Genomic DNA, 15,448 nt, shown 5'->3' on the forward strand with positions numbered 1-15,448 from the left:
AGCGGTCAACCCGCCTTCAGATGCGCCGAAGCGACGAAGTTGTCGAAGAAACTTTCACATCGGGCCAATTGCTCCAGTGTCACGAACTCGTTGGGCTTGTGCGCATGGATGATGTCGCCCGGCCCGCAGATCACCGCCGGCATGCCGGCCTGACCGAACAGCCCGCCTTCGGTGCCGAAGCCGACCTTGCGCGCGCGTTCACTACCCAGGATGCGCAGTGCCGAACTCACCAGCGGATCATCGGGCGACGTGCTCATGCCCGGATAGGCCGTCAGCGTTTCGAATTCGATGCGTCCTTGCGCACCTTCGATCTGCATCTGCGGCAGCACTTCCTGTTCTGCATAACGCTTCACTTCGTCGAACACCCCGGCCGGATCGATACCGGGCAGGAAGCGGTGTTCGAAGACGAACTCGGCCTTGTCCGGAATGATGTTGGGCGCGTTGCCGCCATTGGAGAGCGTGGTGACGATGGAGGAATACGGCACGTCGAAGTCGTAATCCTGCGCTTCCGAATGGCGCACGCGCAGCGCGATCTCGCGGATCTTCAGCTGCATCATGGCCGCATAGTCGATGCTGTTGATGCCCAGGTGCGGACACGACGAGTGCGCCGCATGGCCATGCACCGAGCAGCGATAGGAGCGCTTGCCCTTGTGCGCGATCACGGGCTGCATCATGGTGGGCTCGCCGATGATGACGCCGGTGGGCTTGATGTCGTTACGCTGCAGGTCAGCCAGCAGCTCGCGCACCCCCAGACAGCCCACTTCTTCATCGTAAGAGAACGAAAAGTGCAGTGGTGTGTGCAGGCGATCCTGTGCGATGGCCGGCAAGCGCGCCAGACAGACCGCGATGAAACCTTTCATGTCGCAAGCGCCGCGGCCGAACAATTTGCCATCGGCCACATGCGCCACGAAAGGGTCGGTATCCCAGTTCTGTCCCTTGACCGGCACCACATCGGTATGTCCGGAGAAGACCGTACCGAAGCGGCCGGGACCGGTATCGCCCAGGGTGGCAAAGAGATTGGCCTTGCGCCGTTCGGCGTCGTAGGTCAGGCGGGTGGTGGCACCGTGGCGTTCGAGAAGATCGCGGACCCATTCGATGAGGCCCAGGTTGGATTCGCGGCTGATGGTGTTGAACCCGATGAGGGTCTTGAGGATGTCCAGCGTCGCCTCGGTCGGTTGCGCGGCGGCTGATGTCAGTGGTGCATTCATGATGATGGTGTGCCTGTTCAAATCCGGAACGGCGGGCCAGCGGTCAACAGGACAGCAGGCTGCATGTTCCCTCAGAAGTGCAGCAAGCGGCGTGCCACGGCGGGCGCATGCTGGCATAGCGGCCGGTCCAGGCAAACGGTGCCCGCGCTGATCAATTCCCCGATTTTCACAATCTCACCTGACGGGAACTGCATGATGCAACCGGGTTCGCTGGCGTGCCAATGAAGGTTTAGCTTACACCGCAATGCAGATAGGGGTTGGGGAGATGAAGGATCTTGACGGCGGAGGCCTGGATGCCCGCCGGCAAGGATTTGCCTTCAGAGCCAATTGAAACTCGCTCAACCGTCTTGTAGACAGTGACAACAGCGCTTATCAGGAATTTCCTGCTAGGAGCTTTTTCGCATTTTTGTCAGACTGCAGATGAAGTTTTGTGCCCGGAGAAGCGCCCGCAGAGGCCAGCATGGATTCCCGCGGCACAGGAATGGTGATCAGGGTCACTACAAGAGAAGGACAAGACCATGAAACCGCCGATCATACTGATGATTGAGTCGAACGGCGAAGCAGTAGAGCTGGCGCGCTTTGCGCTCTGGCGCAACAATTTTCACTGTGTATTGCAGTGGGTTGACGAAGCAGACGCGGCCATCGAGGGACTGTTGCAGCGTCGTGCGGATGGCGAGATGCAGCTGCCGGGCATGATCTTTCTGGACCCGGGCATGATGGAAAACAACGGCCTGGACTTCATCCAGGCCATGAAGGCGGGCCGCGACACGCGTGCGGTGCCGATCGTGGTATTTCCGGACAGTGACTATCCGCCGGAGATGCCTGCCTTGCTGGAAGCCGGAGCCGTGGAATATCTGCTCAAACCCGAGACGGCCCAGCAGTTCATGGAGGTGGTACTAGACCGTGCGCGGCGCTGGAGCAAGCGGCGGCGCAGGCGATCGGCTTCAACGTCGACTTCCAATGCAAGTGCAGGCACAGGGGAGGCGGATGGAGAAGCGGGAACATCCTGAGCGGAAAGAAAAAACGCCGTGTGCTTCAGTGCTCACGGCGTTGTTCTTGTGCCCGCGCGATGGGCGGGCGAGGTGATGCTTATTTCTTCACGCGCGTACTGATGTGGCCATCAAATTCGCGCTGCGCGGCTTCGAGCTTCTTGAGGGCTTCCTGCCAAGGCTGGTAATCCGCCTCGGTGAGCCAGGAGCCGCCGGGATTCTGCTTCCACTGTTCGAGCTTGGCGGTCATCTTTTCATATTCTTCCAGCTGGGCGATGAGAAGCGATTCCATCTGCGTTTTCAACTCTTCGGCACGGACGATCCAGGGATCTTGTTCCAGTTCTGACATGGGCGGCTTTCCTTGGTGTGAATAATGTGTCGGATGCTATCACGAAGAGGGCTGCTCACAGCCGAGAGGCGATTCAGGTGCACCAGGGCCCTTCTCTTTGACGGCGGCGGCGGAAGCGACTCCAGGTTTCAGACCGAGGCGGGGAAACGACTGACACAGGCATTTTCAAGAAACGAAAAAGAACCTGCCGAGGAGAAAAAAACTTCACTGAGGGTCAACGGCCAAAAAGTGAATCGGAAGTCACGTAAAGCAAAACGGCTGTTCCCAATCGCATGCACCGTCTGGACAACCTTAGCAATAGCACCCGTCCTGGTCTCGAAATCGGCTTTAATCCCGATACGGATCAAAAAAACAAATAAATCAATTTTAATATTTTAAAAGCATAACAACAGCCGTTTTTCTTATTGGAAACTACCCCGAGCGGTTGCTATTGCAAGCCACCTCGTTGCTTGGCAAGGGGATGTGAAAATGGGCTAAAATTTGCCAAAAATGCAGCATTTGCGGCTTATCCCGTTTCTTCTCTCAATAGAAGGTTTCTTGCTGAGCAAGCATTTGGTTGACGTAACACAGAAATCCAACAAAAAACTCAAATAAAGTGATTTAAATACTTTTTTTGTCGTATAGTTTCCCTGCTCGATCAACGACGATGCATCTGAATCAGATGCGCATGTCTAATCAGGCCTCGTGAAAGAGGCAATTTAAGGGGGCATTATGAAGATGACCGATATCAAAATTAGCGTGAGACTTTGCATCTGCTTCGCCACGCTGATCCTGGTGACGTGCGTAATTGCAGGCGTTGGTGTGAAGAATCTGTGGACCATCAGCGATGCGACAAATGAAATCGTCAATGATCGTTATGTCAAAGTCGCGCTGGTCAATCAGGCCACTGAGAAGGTCAACATTGCAGCGCGAGCGATTCGCAATGCGATCATTGCCCCGGACCAGGCGACGATCGACAAGTACCTGGAGCGTGCTGTCAGCAATACCAGCGAAGTGACACAGCACCTGGCTGATCTCGAAAAACGCATCAATACGCCGAAGGGCAGCGAGTTATTCAAGCGCATCAGGGACGCGCGTGCAGAATATGCCAAGCCACGGGATAACGTGCTCGAAATGATCCGGCTACAGAAAAGGGCTGAGGCCGCCGACTACCTTTTCAAGGAAGTCATTCCCGCGCAAGACAAGTTCTTCGCTGCACTGAAGGAAATGTCGGCTTTTCAGGTGTCGCTGATGGACAAGAGCGTGGCCAAAAGTGATGCCGCATCGGCCGATGCCATCAATCTGATGGTTGTGCTCTCTTGCATCGCCATTGTGCTCTCGACGGCCTGCGCCATCCTGATCACGCGCTCCATCATTCGTCCCCTCAATGAAGCCGTTGGGGTGGCCAGCGCGGTGGCGGCGGGTGACCTCACTGTGCAGATCGCCGCCACCTCCCGGGATGAAACGGGCGCGCTGCTGTCGTCACTCAAAACCATGAACGAGAACCTACATCGCATCGTCACCGAGGTTCGCCAGGGTACCGACACGATTGCCACCGCGTCGGGCCAGATTGCTACCGGCAACCTCGATCTGTCCTCGCGGACCGAACAGCAAGCCGGTGCACTGGAAGAGACCGCCTCGGCGATGGAAGAACTCACCTCTACCGTCAAGCAGAATGCCGACAATGCCCGTCAGGCCAACACCCTGGCCGCGAGCGCCTCGCAGGTCGCCGTGCAAGGTGGCAGCGTGGTGGGTGAGGTAGTTCAGACCATGAGCCAGATCAATGATGCCTCACGCAAGATCGTAGACATCATCACGGTTATCGATGGCATCGCTTTCCAGACCAATATCCTGGCCCTGAATGCTGCAGTGGAAGCAGCACGAGCTGGAGAACAGGGACGTGGCTTTGCCGTGGTGGCTTCCGAAGTACGTACCTTGGCGCAACGCAGTGCTGCAGCCGCCAAGGAAATCAAGGCTTTGATCGATACCTCGGTCGAGCGTGTGGAAAACGGCAGCCGGCTGGTGGAACAGGCGGGGGCGACTATGCACGAGGTGGTCGCCAGCGTCAAACGCGTCACCGATGTCGTCGCCGAAATCACCGCTGCCAGCGGAGAACAGAGTGATGGCATCGAGCAGATCAATCAGGCCATCGTGCAGATGGACGAAGTAACGCAGCAGAACGCAGCATTGGTAGAAGAAGCCGCCGCTGCCGCCCAATCATTGCAGGAACAATCCAGCCGCCTGCAGGAGACCGTCGGCATCTTCAAACTCAGCGGCAATGACGTGCGCCACGCCACCGCGGCGGTTGCCACTCTGGTACGCAACAGTGTGGATATCACTCCGCATCCAGCAGGACTGCCCCGATAGAGACGCACCGTACAGAACCCCTTGCCAGTGCTGACATACCACTGGCAATTCACCCCGCCTCGTGCGGGGCTTTTTTTGACGGGATCACATCACCAATAATGGGGGTAGCGTCAACATGACTTCTTCCCCCCCCTTTTATTCGGAATTTCAAATAAAGGTAAAACAACGCAACCGAGCATAACAAAGCCATTTATTCCGCTGTTTGGAGCGAAGGATGTCTCAAAGAAATTTAAATATAATGTCGACTACCCAATTTTTCCGGCAGCATTGCAGAGGCATCAGGCGTATAAGTAAATGAGATCGACATTAACGGAACTTGGTGCCGAGCTAGCGTTATATTCAATTGACGCAGTGAGCGACATGATTATTTGGCTCGATGAAGACGGATTTTACGTATTCGTCAATAAGGCTGCCACAGAGTTTTTAGGCTTTACATCTCAAGAGCTAAGTCAATTGAGAGTCTGTGATATTGATCCAGACTTTGACGAGGTACGCTGGAAAGATCATTGGAAGGAGCTTGAGATAAAGCAGTCCGTTTGTTTGGAAACGACCAACAGGAACAAATCTGGCCAGATTATTCCAATCGAAGTGAATGCAAGCCTGGTTCAATTTGAAGGAAAAAAATTTAATTGCTCTATCGTTCGAAATATCTCTGAAAGGAAGCGTACTGAAGCCTCACTGCTCGCGCTGAACAAGCAAATCTATTTGCTGAGCATTACCGATGACCTGACCCAAATAGCGAATCGACGCTATTTTGATGAGGTGTTTAAAAGAGAGCTTCAACGTGCGCTAGAACAGAACATTCCTTTTTCTTTGGTTCTTATCGACGTCGATTATTTCAAAGCATTCAATGATCTATACGGGCATATACAGGGAGATCATTGCTTAAAACGCGTAGCGGCCACGATCAGCGCATTGATTCAATCGACGAATGAATTGGCCGCGAGATACGGAGGGGAAGAATTTGTATGCATTCTGCCTGGCATGTCTCCAAATAATGTTTTGATATTTGGTGAAAGACTAAGACAAGCAATCCAAGATCTCGCAATTCCACACAATGGATCTTCTTTCGGGACTATCACCGTCAGTATCGGCGTGTCCACCTTGGAGATTGCCAGCAACATCTCGACCGAGAACCTGCTTTTTGAGGCTGATCAACATCTCTATCGCGCCAAAGCGAACGGTCGCAATCGGGTCGAAGGAAAATCTGGCCGGTAGCTCAAGGTGTTACCAGGATCATGCCGCAGTCGCCTGTAGTGGTTTCTGGCCCCAAGGAAGAGATCGATGCTACGGAATGGTGGTCGAAGACCGTCACGCATTGCATCACGGGAAGCGGCTTTACTTTGCGCATCGCGTTCAAGAAAAAAACCCAAGCGGGCGACACTGAGCGCTAGCTCGATCATGATCCGGAGGAAGGCATCACCGGCGTGAAAGCGAAGTGGCGGACAAAGCCAAAAAGAAGAACAACAAGGGCATTGAGCTGGTTAGCAAGGTCCACAATATGAAAACGCTCAAACGAACTTACACCATCAAGCAAAGTGCGAAACGTGCCGCGGCTCTACATCAGGCCAAAATCAAAGAGGTCCGCGAGATCATCTCGGAAAACAAGCAAGATTCATCAAGAATAAAAATGAGGAAAACTCCAGTAGGGGTTTTCCTCTAAATCATCGTTGGCCTTTACAACCTCATCTACATTACTTCGCCGTTGTAGCGTTCGACTCGCGTGCAATTTCCTCGCTGAAGTTGGCATTAAAAGAAACATTCTGCAAAGCCCAGCGATCCTTGAAGCGGTACAGAGTCAGTTCAAACAGAACAGGCTGGCGTTCATAGTTCAACATGTACTTCATGTAGACGTAACGGGTGCCGATGGTACGTTCCGAGATCATCTCGGCGTCACCGAACTTCCCCATTGACTGTTGGTAGGTCTTGACCACTTCGCGCAGACTCCGGATCTGGTCAGAAAGCTCCTTCGCATAGGGAGATGTCTTCGTGAGGTAGTCCAGCGCTTCCATCGGCTTTCCGGATTGATACAGAGACAAGAAACGCTCAGGGATGCCATCGTAACGATCGGCTGCGTATGCATTCAACGAGAACATCAACATGATAGCAATCAAAAAGCGGCGCATGGTTTTCTCCTGGTCAGGTAGTGGCCCCGTCAATCGCTGGGCCATGGAAAACATCATGCAATGGCTAGGTTACCGCTCTGTTTCGTGCTGTCGCATTTTTATTACAACTGAAATCTGCAAGGCGTTCCAAGATTTAAACGCTTCAATTTCCGAGACATCTTGCATTTCATGACGTGACATATGAAATGCCTGCACGTCAAGACACACCAATTGATTACCAAGGATAGGCCCTAAAAGTCGCGCTGCATTGGAATGCGCGAAGATAGGAAAGCAGGGAGATCATCTCGGGGAGCAGCTTGGATTTACTATCGCGGCTTGAACCACAATGATTTACTGATGGTCGCGTCGTATATGCATTCGTTGATCAGACCGCCATCTATCCTTACAAACCTGCCACTCGGATATGCCTTGCCTTCGAAGTAGCACGTATTGTCTAAAATTTTTTCTGTCTCTACTGGCGCAGGACAAGTGATCGTTTATCAGATGCGCCGCAACGGCGTGGAGATTGCCTGCGAGCTGCTGGGCGATGAGGCGCGCAACATCGGGGAGCTGCGCGTGGGCGTCTTCGAGGATGGCGACCGCCACCGGCCGACCAAAGGTGCCCGGCTGCAGCGTGACAGCGGCGAGGTCATCGTGGAGCTGGTGGATGTCCAGGTGGATGCCATCAAGGCCTCTCGCATGGTCATCAAGGGGATCGAGCGACGGCAGACCGAACGCGGGGTGGTGGAGTTCGCGCAGGCCCGGCTCTGCGTGCAAGCGGTGACGCCTTTGCTGGAGACTTCGCGGGAGAGGTTTTTCAAGCAGAGTGGCGACGGCAGGCAATGAACGGTGCATTTCAGCGAACATGGACAATCAGTTCGGCGAGAAGTCCACGTTCAGCTCCCCCATTGTTCTTTGAGCTAAGATGTCCGCAATCGGCCATTACCGGATGCTACTTACCTACCAAAGGTCTTTTTCTATCATTACCAATGAAGCTTGTTGATGCGATCTTCCTCTCGGCACAGATGCCGGAAAATTCAGTCGTATGTGCTCGTGAACCATTTCATCAAAGTTGTGAGGCTGTGATAGTACAGATGGAAAGTAACGGGGGGATTCCTGCGCACGTCAAGCAAGAAGGCTATGTTTATTTTCTCGAAACGGACGGCATAGTCGAGTTGCTGGAAATGATGAGCAAGAAGCGCAGTTCAAGGGAAACGAAGGCTGAGTTCGTTTGTTATTACGCCTCTCATGATGCGTATCCAGCCTTCTACTACGATTTGACAGATATTGTCAGCGATAGATAGTCCGCAATCGGCCAGCAGCGGACGTAGGTGACCTTCAGACAACCAGACCTCGGACTTATTGGAGTATATGTATGGCTCAAGCCCAACCTTTACTGTGCGCGGCTGCAAACGTGGAAGTCCCGGCCTACCTCGTCCTCAGCCAGAAGGCTTACATCGTTACCGCAACCGGAAATGACGGCTGGTACGCCGAGAAAGACGGCATGAGTTTTCAGGCCGAAAGTTTGATAGAACTACTTGGGCTTGTGAGCATGTATGAAGCGCGTGGTCCCAAATGGGCAGCTGCCGATCAAGAGATTGACGACTTCTTGCCGAAGCACGACCAGTAAATTCCTGTGTCCACTTTGGGGGCGACTGCTGCCAGTCCTGAATCTCCGTGAATTTTCCAGCGTAGCAACTTCCTATCCTGGAGCTCTTCTTGCGACGGCGAGACCAACTGCGATGGTTCGATAGATTCTGCCGTCCGCGTTGCCGGCGTGATCGCTCATGGTTGTCTTCCCTCATTGGCAGGAAGTTGATAGGGACGGAAGCGGACCACCTTTTGACCGGCCCACTCATTCAAACAAAGAAACTGTCCCTGCAACGGCTCAATCTCATTGCGCCCAAACACAGCAGCCGCCTTCGTCACATCTCCGAACCCTCCGGTGTTATTCGGCATCGTCCCCAGCAACTGCGGCGGCACCCGGTGCGCGGCCAGCACATTATCCCGCGTGCAGTTCTTGATATTGAAGAATTCATCCTTGGCCGCGATCTCCGCCACCGGCAGAATCTGCCCCCACCCCTCTTCCCGCCAGGCGCATAGAGAAACAAATTCCGAAAATTCCCCGGCCCCTTGCTGTTGCGCATGGCCTCGCGCAGCTTGTCCACATCAGCCACGTTGCTCAAGTACGTTTTTCCCCTATCGGGGCGGCCGGATCGTGGAGATGGGAAACAACGGCGGGAACCAGGCGCGCGAGCGGGCGAAATTGCCGCAAGTGCGCGTGCATGACCTGCGGCACACATATGGCACCCGCCTGCGCGCCGCCGGCGTCTCCGAGGAAGACCGGGCGCTATTGCTGGGCCACGCCAGCAAGAGCATGCCCGAGCACTACGCGACTGGAACGGTCGAGCGCCTGGTCGACCAGGCCAACAAGGTCGAGCTCACGCGGAAGAGGATGACGATCTTGCGCGTGGTCAACGGCTGAACAAGGTCACGCAAAAGTCACGCAGGCCGTTTTTGCAGAGTCACGCAAAAGCAAAAGGCCTCTAACGCGGTACCGTTAGAGGCCTTTATCTGCAAGGCTTTCGCCTTAGTGCATTTGGTTGCGGGGGCAGGATTTGAACCTACGACCTTCGGGTTATGAGCCCGACGAGCTGCCAGACTGCTCCACCCCGCGTCTGAAGAAAACAATTATAGGGCAGGTAAAATCGGAATGCAAACATTTTCTGCAATCTTTTTACAGTGATACACTCCTAACCGCATTACAGCTTCCCGCAGCCGTCCAGACCAGCGTCCCAACGCCCTGTCGCCGCAGCAGGAAAATGCACCAAGGGCACTTCCCTACTATATATATAGACAGACACCTTCCGAGCCTCTATGAAATTCTGTTCCGAGTGCGGCCACACAGTCTCCCTGCAGATCCCTCCCGATGACACGCGGCTGCGCCATGTGTGCGGCAACTGCGGTGCAATCCATTATCAGAATCCAAAGATGGTGGTCGGCTCCATCCCCGTCTGGGATCAGGATGGCCAAACCAAGGTCCTGCTCTGCAAGCGCGCCATCGAGCCGCGCCTCGGTTACTGGACCCTGCCGGCCGGTTTCATGGAAAACGCCGAAACCACCGAAGACGCCGCCCGCCGCGAAACCGAAGAGGAAGCCGGCGCGCACATCCAACTGCACGAACTGTTCTCCCTGGTCAACGTGCCCCACGTACACCAGGTCCACCTCTTCTACCGCGCCACCCTGCTCGACCTCGACTACCAGGCCGGTGTCGAAAGCCTGGAAGTGGCCCTCTATACAGAAGACCAGATCCCCTGGCAGGACATCGCCTTCCCCACGGTGGAATTCACCCTGCGCGCCTTCTTTGCCGATCTCAAGAACGTGCGCAACGGTGAAGGCAGCTTCACGCTGCACACCGAAGACATCCGCCGCCGCATGATCTGATCCGCAGGAGCACGCGGATGATCGCCTGGCTGGACCTCGATACGCCCTTCCCCGATGTCTCCCGCGCCCTCGCCGACCCGGCCGGGCTGCTGGCGGCGGGCGCTGACCTGTCGCCGCAGCGGCTGCTGGAAGCCTATCGCCATGGCATCTTCCCCTGGTTCTCCGAAGGCCAGCCCATCCTCTGGTGGAGTACCGATCCGCGCATGGTCCTGCGCACCGATCACTTCGCCGTCTCCGACAGCCTCAAAAAGACCCTGCGCCGCATCGAACGCAGCCGCCACGGCGACGGCCTCTGGCAAGTCACCTTCGATACCGTCTTCGAACAGGTCATGCAAGGCTGCGCCGGACCGCGCCGCCATGAACAGGGCACCTGGATCTCGCCCGAGATCATGGCCGGCTACACCGGCCTGCATCGCGCCGGCTACGCCCACTCCTCCGAAGTCTGGCTCAACGGCGAACTGGTCGGCGGCGCCTATGGCGTCTCCATCGGGCGCATGTTCTACGGCGAATCCATGTTCGCCCGCGTGAGCGACGCCTCCAAGGTGGCGCTGGCGCATCTGGTGTTCTTCCTGCGCAGCCACGGCGTGGAGATGATCGACTGCCAGCAGGAAACCTCACACCTGGCCTCGCTGGGCGCACGCCCGATCCCCCGCAGCGACTTCCTGCGCCACCTGCGCGCAGCCATCCAGTGGCCTCAGATACGGGGCTGGGAGCCGCTGAACCTGCTGGAGCACGGCATCCCGTCGGCCCGACGCGACTGAGCCTGGCGCGGTTCTTCACTGCAGGTATCAAAATGGTGTAAATTGGAACCTGACTCCAGGGACCGCACGGGGCAGCAGAGACCTCGCCGCCGGCCTCCCGCAAGACAGGACAGGACGCACATGACGCATCTCAAAGACTTGCCGTTCTCCACGTTGCAGTTCTATGCAACCGCGCCCTACCCGTGCAGCTATCTCGATGACCAGCAGGCCCGCTCGCAAGTGGCCACCCCCTCCCATCTCATCAATGCAGATGTGTACTCGGAACTGGTCAAGACCGGCTTCCGCCGCAGCGGCATCTTTACGTACCGCCCCTACTGCGACGGCTGCAATGCCTGCACCCCGGTACGCATCCGGGTAGCCGACTTCGAACGCAACCGCAGCCAGCGCCGTGCCTGGGAACGCAATCGCGGCCTGCAAACCCTGGTCACCAACCTGACCTACGCCCACGAACATTACGAGCTCTACCTGCGCTACCAGTGCGCCCGCCACGCCGGCGGCGGCATGGATCAGGACAGCCGCGATCAGTACGCGCAGTTCCTGCTGCAGAGCAAGGTCAATACCCGCCTGGTGGAATTCCGCGAGCCTGACGGCACCCTGCGCATGGTCAGCATCATCGACGTACTCAATGACGGCCTGTCCTCGGTCTACACCTTCTTCGATCCCGACCTGCCCGCAGCGTCCTTCGGCACCTACAACATCCTGTGGCAGATCGAACAGGCGCGCCAGCTGGAGATGCCCTACGTCTACCTCGGCTACTGGATCAAGGAAAGCCAGAAAATGGCCTACAAAACCAACTACCAGCCGCTGGAAGCCCTCCATGAAGGGGAATGGAGCCTGCTGGAAGGCTGAAGCAAGCTTCACCTTTGTGGCGCAACGTCTGCAAAAACAGGGGTAGCGGGATCAAATTGGGGGCAACTACTCCGCCAAGGCAGGGAATGGGCGGTGGCACGCGTTAGAATAGCGGCAGTTTTTTTGGCCCTCTTCTTTCCTGATCGTCCCATCGTGTCCGACAAATTCCTCTACGCACTCGCGCGCCCGCTGCTGTTTTCTCTGGAACCTGAAACCGCTCACCATCTGGTGCTGCCCGCCCTGCGCTGTGCCGCGCGCTACAGCCTGACGGACTTCGTCACCAAAAAGCCGGCCGCCGATCCGCGTACCGTCATGGGCATCACCTTCCCCAATCCGGTCGGCATGGCCGCCGGGCTGGACAAGGACGGCGCCTACATCGACGGCCTGGCCGCACTGGGCTTCGGATTCATCGAGGTCGGTACGGTCACGCCGCGCGCCCAGCCGGGCAATCCGCTGCCGCGCATGTTCCGGCTGCCGGCCGCCAACGCAGTGATCAACCGCATGGGCTTCAACAATGGCGGGGTGGATGCCTTCGTGGCCAATGTGCAATCCTCGCGTTTCTACCAAGAGCGTCAGGGCGTGCTGGGCCTGAACATCGGCAAGAACGCCGATACCCCCATCGAGCGCGCCGCCGAGGATTACGTGGCCTGCCTGGAAAAGGTTTACCCCTACGCCAGCTATGTGACGGTGAATATTTCTTCTCCGAACACCAAGAACCTGCGCCAACTGCAGGGGGCCTCTGAACTGGATTCCCTGCTGTCGCAGCTGAAGTCGGCCCAGCGCCGCCTGGCCGATCACCACGGGCGCTACGTGCCCGTCGTGCTCAAGATCGCGCCGGACATGGAGTTGGAGCAAGTGAAGAATGTTGCTGACGCGCTGCTGCGTCACCAGATCGATGGCGTCATCGCCACCAACACCACCATCACCCGCGATGCCGTGCAAGGCATGCCGCATGGGGAAGAAGCCGGCGGCCTGTCGGGCAAGCCGGTGCTGGAACTGTCCAACCAGGTGATCCGTGGCCTGAAGGCGGAAATCGGCGACGCCCTGCCCATCATCGGGGTGGGAGGTATCTTCAGCGGTGCCGATGCGCGCGCCAAGATCGATGCCGGCGCTTCACTGGTGCAGCTCTACACCGGCCTGATCTACCAGGGACCGGCGCTGGTGCATGAATGTGCCGAGGCCCTGCGCGCCCCGCAGGGCCCGGTCGCCGCGCATCACTGAAACCATCCGTCGCGCGCAAATGAAAACAGCAGGCCGCGTGCCTGCTGTTCTTCTTTGGGAAATCGCCGCGTTCAGTCCTTGGACGACTCCTTCTTGAGATTGAAGATCCGGCGCGCATTGGCATCGGATTCGGATTTCTTTTCAAAGTCGGTCTTTTCGCAACCGGCCAGCACAACACCGACGACCAGCGTCAGCAGCATGACGACGACACGCATGATATTCCCCTGAAGATTCGGATGAGGCCCCGGATGGCCGCACTCCCCTCCCAAGGGCAGGCGGACAGCGCCGCCGCATGGACCGTTGCGGCCAGCAGGGGGGCCGGCAGGCTGCATTTTATGCGCAAAAGTTCAGAATTCGATGACTATCCCTGAAAGTTTTCGCTCAAAAACGCCTGCCCGTTCCCCTCTATAATGGCAAACTTCCGACGCCCGGCCGTCGCCCCGCTCAGTCTCCATGTCCGTCAACACCATCGCCATCAACCGCCAGATGCGCCGTTTCGATGACCAGGCCAGCGTCTGGCTGTTCGGTTACGGCTCCATCATCTTCAAGGCCGATTTCCCCTATCTGGAACGCCGTCCGGCCCACATCACCGGCTGGGCGCGACGCTTCTGGCAAGGCTCGCACGATCACCGCGGCACCGCCGAGGCACCGGGCCGGGTCGTGACCCTGGTGCCTGAAGAAGGCGCCGACTGTGCCGGCATGGCCTACCTGATCACGCCAGAAGTCTTTGCCCATCTGGATCATCGCGAAAAGAACGGCTATCTGCGCCTGGCCACCACCATGCGCTTCGAGGACGGCCAGGCGGCAGAAGGCCTGATCTACATCGCCGCCGAGGACAATGAAGCCTTCGCCGGCCCGGCCAGTGAACTGGAGATCGCGCGCCAGATCGCCGGTGCGGCCGGTCCCAGCGGCCGCAACAGCGAATACCTGCTCAAACTGGCCCAGGCCCTGCGCGAACTGGGTGCCGAAGACCGCCACGTGTTCGCCATCGAACAACATCTGCTGCAACTGACCGGGCAGCCAGCCGTGCTATCGTCTGCCCCTCGCCCCTGAGCACCGCATTGAACACGCCCACAAGGAAGAAGAACATGATCAAGTCCCTCGCTGCCAGCCTCACCCTCCTCATGGCGCTGACCGCCTGCACCACCCCGGTGGAACGCACCGCCAGCGGCGACATCCCGGCCGCCCGCGTCTACATCAAGAGCATGACCGAACAGGCCGCCGGCCTGTCGCAGATCAGCTTCACGCGCGCCGCCGGCCTGCTCAACAATGACATGCTGGAACTGGCCATCAACGATGTCGTGCTGGCCCAGATCGCCGGTGGCGAGCGCTTGTCGATCTGGCTCAAGCCCGGCAGCTACGATTTCAGCGTCAAACGCGTCAACAGCCTGGGCAGCAATGCCGGGCCGACCACCGACAAGCTGACCCTGCAAGTCGCCCAGGGCGGCAGCTACCAGATACAGATCAGTACCGAATTGCGCGGCCTGAACCTGCAACTGGCCAAGTAAGCCTGATCCTCCGACGCAACAAATTGCGACGGATTGCGCAGTTTTACACTTCAGCCCCTGTGGTACGGACGACACACCGTATCACAGGGGCTGGTCGCTTCTGGCCAGACGGAATTATCAAGCCATTGATTTAAAAGGAAATATTTTTTAAATCCGGACGCCCCTGACGACGCAAGGCGACATTATTCACAAATCAGATAACTGGTATTGGGATTCAAAAGTGGAAGCACGCCCGTGAAGCGAATATATTGCAATGCAACAGATCAATTTCTTCCTCACGGAGCTCACCATGAACATCGTCGCCGACATCCTCCCGTACACCCTGCTCATCGGCGCCATGGTCGCGCGCTACCTGATTTCGGTCAAGTAAGCAGCCTCCTGGCCGGGTGATCGCCGGTCTCCGCAAGGAGATCCGCTGGCATCCCGGAGCAGTCCTGAAAGCGGTCATTGTCGCGTTGCAACGCTGACAAGCCGCTTTTTCTTTTGGTCCGGATCGGCCGCATGATCCGCACCATTCTGGCGCAAAATTGCACCATTATCATCATTATTGATATCTGGGTGATGTTCCCTGGTGCAATGTTGGTAGCCGCCTGCAGGTAAATGTCAGGTCGCGGCCTCACTTGCAAAGCTGCTGCAGCGCATTACACTCGCAAGCTTTGCCAACGCAA

The 15,448-nt window shown here is 57.0% G+C and carries 18 protein-coding genes, 1 tRNA gene and 1 pseudogene; 14 read left to right on the top strand and 6 right to left on the bottom strand.

Features of this window, described 5'->3' with window-relative positions; all coding sequences use genetic code 11:
• Window positions 1–5: 5 nt before the first annotated feature.
• Window positions 6–1,208: an acetylornithine deacetylase gene (argE, locus tag MKD49_RS01810; RefSeq protein WP_252695278.1), complete on the bottom strand. Its 1,203-nt coding sequence runs from the start codon at window positions 1,206–1,208 to the stop codon at window positions 6–8.
• A gap of 518 nt (window positions 1,209–1,726) precedes the next feature.
• Here argE and MKD49_RS01815 point away from each other — a divergent pair.
• A complete protein-coding gene (locus MKD49_RS01815; RefSeq protein ID WP_252695279.1) occupies window positions 1,727–2,218 on the top strand; it encodes a response regulator in 492 nt (163 codons plus the stop codon).
• Between the two features lie 79 nt (window positions 2,219–2,297).
• Here the strand turns inward: MKD49_RS01815 and MKD49_RS01820 are convergent, their stop codons facing one another.
• Entirely contained in the window at window positions 2,298–2,546 is a 249-nt protein-coding gene (locus MKD49_RS01820) for a hypothetical protein (RefSeq protein ID WP_121042233.1), read from the bottom strand.
• A 711-nt stretch (window positions 2,547–3,257) separates the two neighbouring features.
• Here MKD49_RS01820 and MKD49_RS01825 point away from each other — a divergent pair.
• From MKD49_RS01825 to MKD49_RS01835, 3 genes are all read left to right on the top strand, one after another.
• Window positions 3,258–4,892, top strand: coding sequence for a methyl-accepting chemotaxis protein (locus MKD49_RS01825; protein ID WP_252695280.1), 1,635 nt, complete (start codon window positions 3,258–3,260; stop codon window positions 4,890–4,892).
• 294 nt (window positions 4,893–5,186) lie between these two features.
• Complete coding sequence (locus MKD49_RS01830; RefSeq protein WP_252695281.1) at window positions 5,187–6,110, top strand: GGDEF domain-containing protein; 924 nt, start codon at window positions 5,187–5,189, stop codon at window positions 6,108–6,110.
• 220 nt (window positions 6,111–6,330) lie between these two features.
• Window positions 6,331–6,555: a hypothetical protein gene (locus MKD49_RS01835; protein ID WP_252695282.1), complete on the top strand. Its 225-nt coding sequence runs from the start codon at window positions 6,331–6,333 to the stop codon at window positions 6,553–6,555.
• A gap of 31 nt (window positions 6,556–6,586) precedes the next feature.
• Here MKD49_RS01835 and MKD49_RS01840 read toward each other — a convergent pair whose 3' ends face one another.
• Window positions 6,587–7,063 (bottom strand): hypothetical protein, encoded by a 477-nt coding sequence (locus tag MKD49_RS01840; RefSeq protein ID WP_252695283.1) that lies wholly within the window; start codon window positions 7,061–7,063, stop codon window positions 6,587–6,589.
• Window positions 7,064–7,486: 423 nt separating this feature from the next.
• Here MKD49_RS01840 and MKD49_RS01845 point away from each other — a divergent pair, with 423 nt between their 5' ends.
• The 3 genes from MKD49_RS01845 (at window position 7,487) to MKD49_RS01855 (ending at window position 8,627) form a co-directional block, all read left to right on the top strand.
• On the top strand, window positions 7,487–7,843 hold the full coding sequence (locus MKD49_RS01845) for a hypothetical protein (RefSeq protein ID WP_252695284.1): 357 nt from the start codon (window positions 7,487–7,489) through the stop codon (window positions 7,841–7,843).
• A 143-nt stretch (window positions 7,844–7,986) separates the two neighbouring features.
• Complete coding sequence (locus tag MKD49_RS01850) at window positions 7,987–8,301, top strand: hypothetical protein (RefSeq protein ID WP_252695285.1); 315 nt, start codon at window positions 7,987–7,989, stop codon at window positions 8,299–8,301.
• A gap of 71 nt (window positions 8,302–8,372) precedes the next feature.
• Entirely contained in the window at window positions 8,373–8,627 is a 255-nt protein-coding gene (locus tag MKD49_RS01855; RefSeq protein WP_252695286.1) for a hypothetical protein, read from the top strand.
• Between the two features lie 155 nt (window positions 8,628–8,782).
• Here MKD49_RS01855 and MKD49_RS01860 read toward each other — a convergent pair.
• Window positions 8,783–9,168: pseudogene (locus MKD49_RS01860) on the bottom strand (capsid portal protein); the annotation flags it as partial.
• Between the two features lie 53 nt (window positions 9,169–9,221).
• Between MKD49_RS01860 and MKD49_RS01865 the strand changes: the two are divergent.
• The gene (locus tag MKD49_RS01865) at window positions 9,222–9,482 is read left to right on the top strand and encodes a tyrosine-type recombinase/integrase (RefSeq protein ID WP_252695287.1); all 261 of its coding nucleotides are present in this window, start codon (window positions 9,222–9,224) and stop codon (window positions 9,480–9,482) included.
• Between the two features lie 115 nt (window positions 9,483–9,597).
• On the opposite strand, the gene MKD49_RS01870 is transcribed toward MKD49_RS01865, so the two are convergent.
• Window positions 9,598–9,674: transfer RNA gene (locus MKD49_RS01870), tRNA-Met, on the bottom strand.
• Between the two features lie 200 nt (window positions 9,675–9,874).
• Between MKD49_RS01870 and MKD49_RS01875 the strand changes: the two genes are divergently transcribed.
• The 4 genes from MKD49_RS01875 (at window position 9,875) to MKD49_RS01890 (ending at window position 13,272) form a co-directional block, all read left to right on the top strand.
• Window positions 9,875–10,441: an NUDIX hydrolase gene (locus MKD49_RS01875; protein WP_252695288.1), complete on the top strand. Its 567-nt coding sequence runs from the start codon at window positions 9,875–9,877 to the stop codon at window positions 10,439–10,441.
• A gap of 17 nt (window positions 10,442–10,458) precedes the next feature.
• Window positions 10,459–11,202, top strand: coding sequence for a leucyl/phenylalanyl-tRNA--protein transferase (aat, locus tag MKD49_RS01880; protein WP_252695289.1), 744 nt, complete (start codon window positions 10,459–10,461; stop codon window positions 11,200–11,202).
• A 120-nt stretch (window positions 11,203–11,322) separates the two neighbouring features.
• Window positions 11,323–12,051, top strand: coding sequence for an arginyltransferase (locus MKD49_RS01885; protein WP_034341208.1), 729 nt, complete (start codon window positions 11,323–11,325; stop codon window positions 12,049–12,051).
• Between the two features lie 153 nt (window positions 12,052–12,204).
• A complete protein-coding gene (locus MKD49_RS01890; RefSeq protein WP_252695290.1) occupies window positions 12,205–13,272 on the top strand; it encodes a quinone-dependent dihydroorotate dehydrogenase in 1,068 nt (355 codons plus the stop codon).
• A 71-nt stretch (window positions 13,273–13,343) separates the two neighbouring features.
• Here the strand turns inward: MKD49_RS01890 and MKD49_RS01895 are convergent, their stop codons facing one another.
• Window positions 13,344–13,487: a hypothetical protein gene (locus tag MKD49_RS01895; protein ID WP_157845704.1), complete on the bottom strand. Its 144-nt coding sequence runs from the start codon at window positions 13,485–13,487 to the stop codon at window positions 13,344–13,346.
• A 238-nt stretch (window positions 13,488–13,725) separates the two neighbouring features.
• On the opposite strand from MKD49_RS01895, the gene MKD49_RS01900 reads away from it, so the two are divergent.
• Both MKD49_RS01900 and MKD49_RS01905 read left to right on the top strand, forming a co-directional pair.
• Window positions 13,726–14,325 (top strand): gamma-glutamylcyclotransferase, encoded by a 600-nt coding sequence (locus tag MKD49_RS01900; RefSeq protein ID WP_252695291.1) that lies wholly within the window; start codon window positions 13,726–13,728, stop codon window positions 14,323–14,325.
• 35 nt (window positions 14,326–14,360) lie between these two features.
• Window positions 14,361–14,780 carry a hypothetical protein gene (locus MKD49_RS01905; RefSeq protein ID WP_039784805.1) on the top strand — a complete coding sequence of 140 codons (420 nt, stop codon included), beginning with the start codon at window positions 14,361–14,363 and terminating at the stop codon, window positions 14,778–14,780.
• The last annotated feature ends 668 nt before the right edge of the window (window positions 14,781–15,448 follow it).

Origin of the sequence: Herbaspirillum sp. WGmk3 (genome assembly GCF_023952535.1) — a bacterium.
GTDB lineage: Bacteria > Pseudomonadota > Gammaproteobacteria > Burkholderiales > Burkholderiaceae_D > Herbaspirillum > Herbaspirillum huttiense.

What these genes read in the sequence shown, in the direction of transcription:
- argE (WP_252695278.1), bottom strand. Translation starts at nt 1,208, where the DNA reads ATGAATGCACCACTGACATCAGCCGCCGCGCAACCGACCGAGGCGACG.
- MKD49_RS01815 (WP_252695279.1), top strand. Translation starts at nt 1,727, where the DNA reads ATGAAACCGCCGATCATACTGATGATTGAGTCGAACGGCGAAGCAGTA.
- MKD49_RS01820 (WP_121042233.1), bottom strand. Translation starts at nt 2,546, where the DNA reads ATGTCAGAACTGGAACAAGATCCCTGGATCGTCCGTGCCGAAGAGTTG.
- MKD49_RS01825 (WP_252695280.1), top strand. Translation starts at nt 3,258, where the DNA reads ATGAAGATGACCGATATCAAAATTAGCGTGAGACTTTGCATCTGCTTC.
- MKD49_RS01830 (WP_252695281.1), top strand. Translation starts at nt 5,187, where the DNA reads ATGAGATCGACATTAACGGAACTTGGTGCCGAGCTAGCGTTATATTCA.
- MKD49_RS01840 (WP_252695283.1), bottom strand. Translation starts at nt 7,063, where the DNA reads ATGGCCCAGCGATTGACGGGGCCACTACCTGACCAGGAGAAAACCATG.
- MKD49_RS01850 (WP_252695285.1), top strand. Translation starts at nt 7,987, where the DNA reads ATGAAGCTTGTTGATGCGATCTTCCTCTCGGCACAGATGCCGGAAAAT.
- MKD49_RS01855 (WP_252695286.1), top strand. Translation starts at nt 8,373, where the DNA reads ATGGCTCAAGCCCAACCTTTACTGTGCGCGGCTGCAAACGTGGAAGTC.
- MKD49_RS01865 (WP_252695287.1), top strand. Translation starts at nt 9,222, where the DNA reads ATGGGAAACAACGGCGGGAACCAGGCGCGCGAGCGGGCGAAATTGCCG.
- MKD49_RS01875 (WP_252695288.1), top strand. Translation starts at nt 9,875, where the DNA reads ATGAAATTCTGTTCCGAGTGCGGCCACACAGTCTCCCTGCAGATCCCT.
- aat (WP_252695289.1), top strand. Translation starts at nt 10,459, where the DNA reads ATGATCGCCTGGCTGGACCTCGATACGCCCTTCCCCGATGTCTCCCGC.
- MKD49_RS01885 (WP_034341208.1), top strand. Translation starts at nt 11,323, where the DNA reads ATGACGCATCTCAAAGACTTGCCGTTCTCCACGTTGCAGTTCTATGCA.
- MKD49_RS01895 (WP_157845704.1), bottom strand. Translation starts at nt 13,487, where the DNA reads ATGCGTGTCGTCGTCATGCTGCTGACGCTGGTCGTCGGTGTTGTGCTG.
- MKD49_RS01900 (WP_252695291.1), top strand. Translation starts at nt 13,726, where the DNA reads ATGTCCGTCAACACCATCGCCATCAACCGCCAGATGCGCCGTTTCGAT.
- MKD49_RS01905 (WP_039784805.1), top strand. Translation starts at nt 14,361, where the DNA reads ATGATCAAGTCCCTCGCTGCCAGCCTCACCCTCCTCATGGCGCTGACC.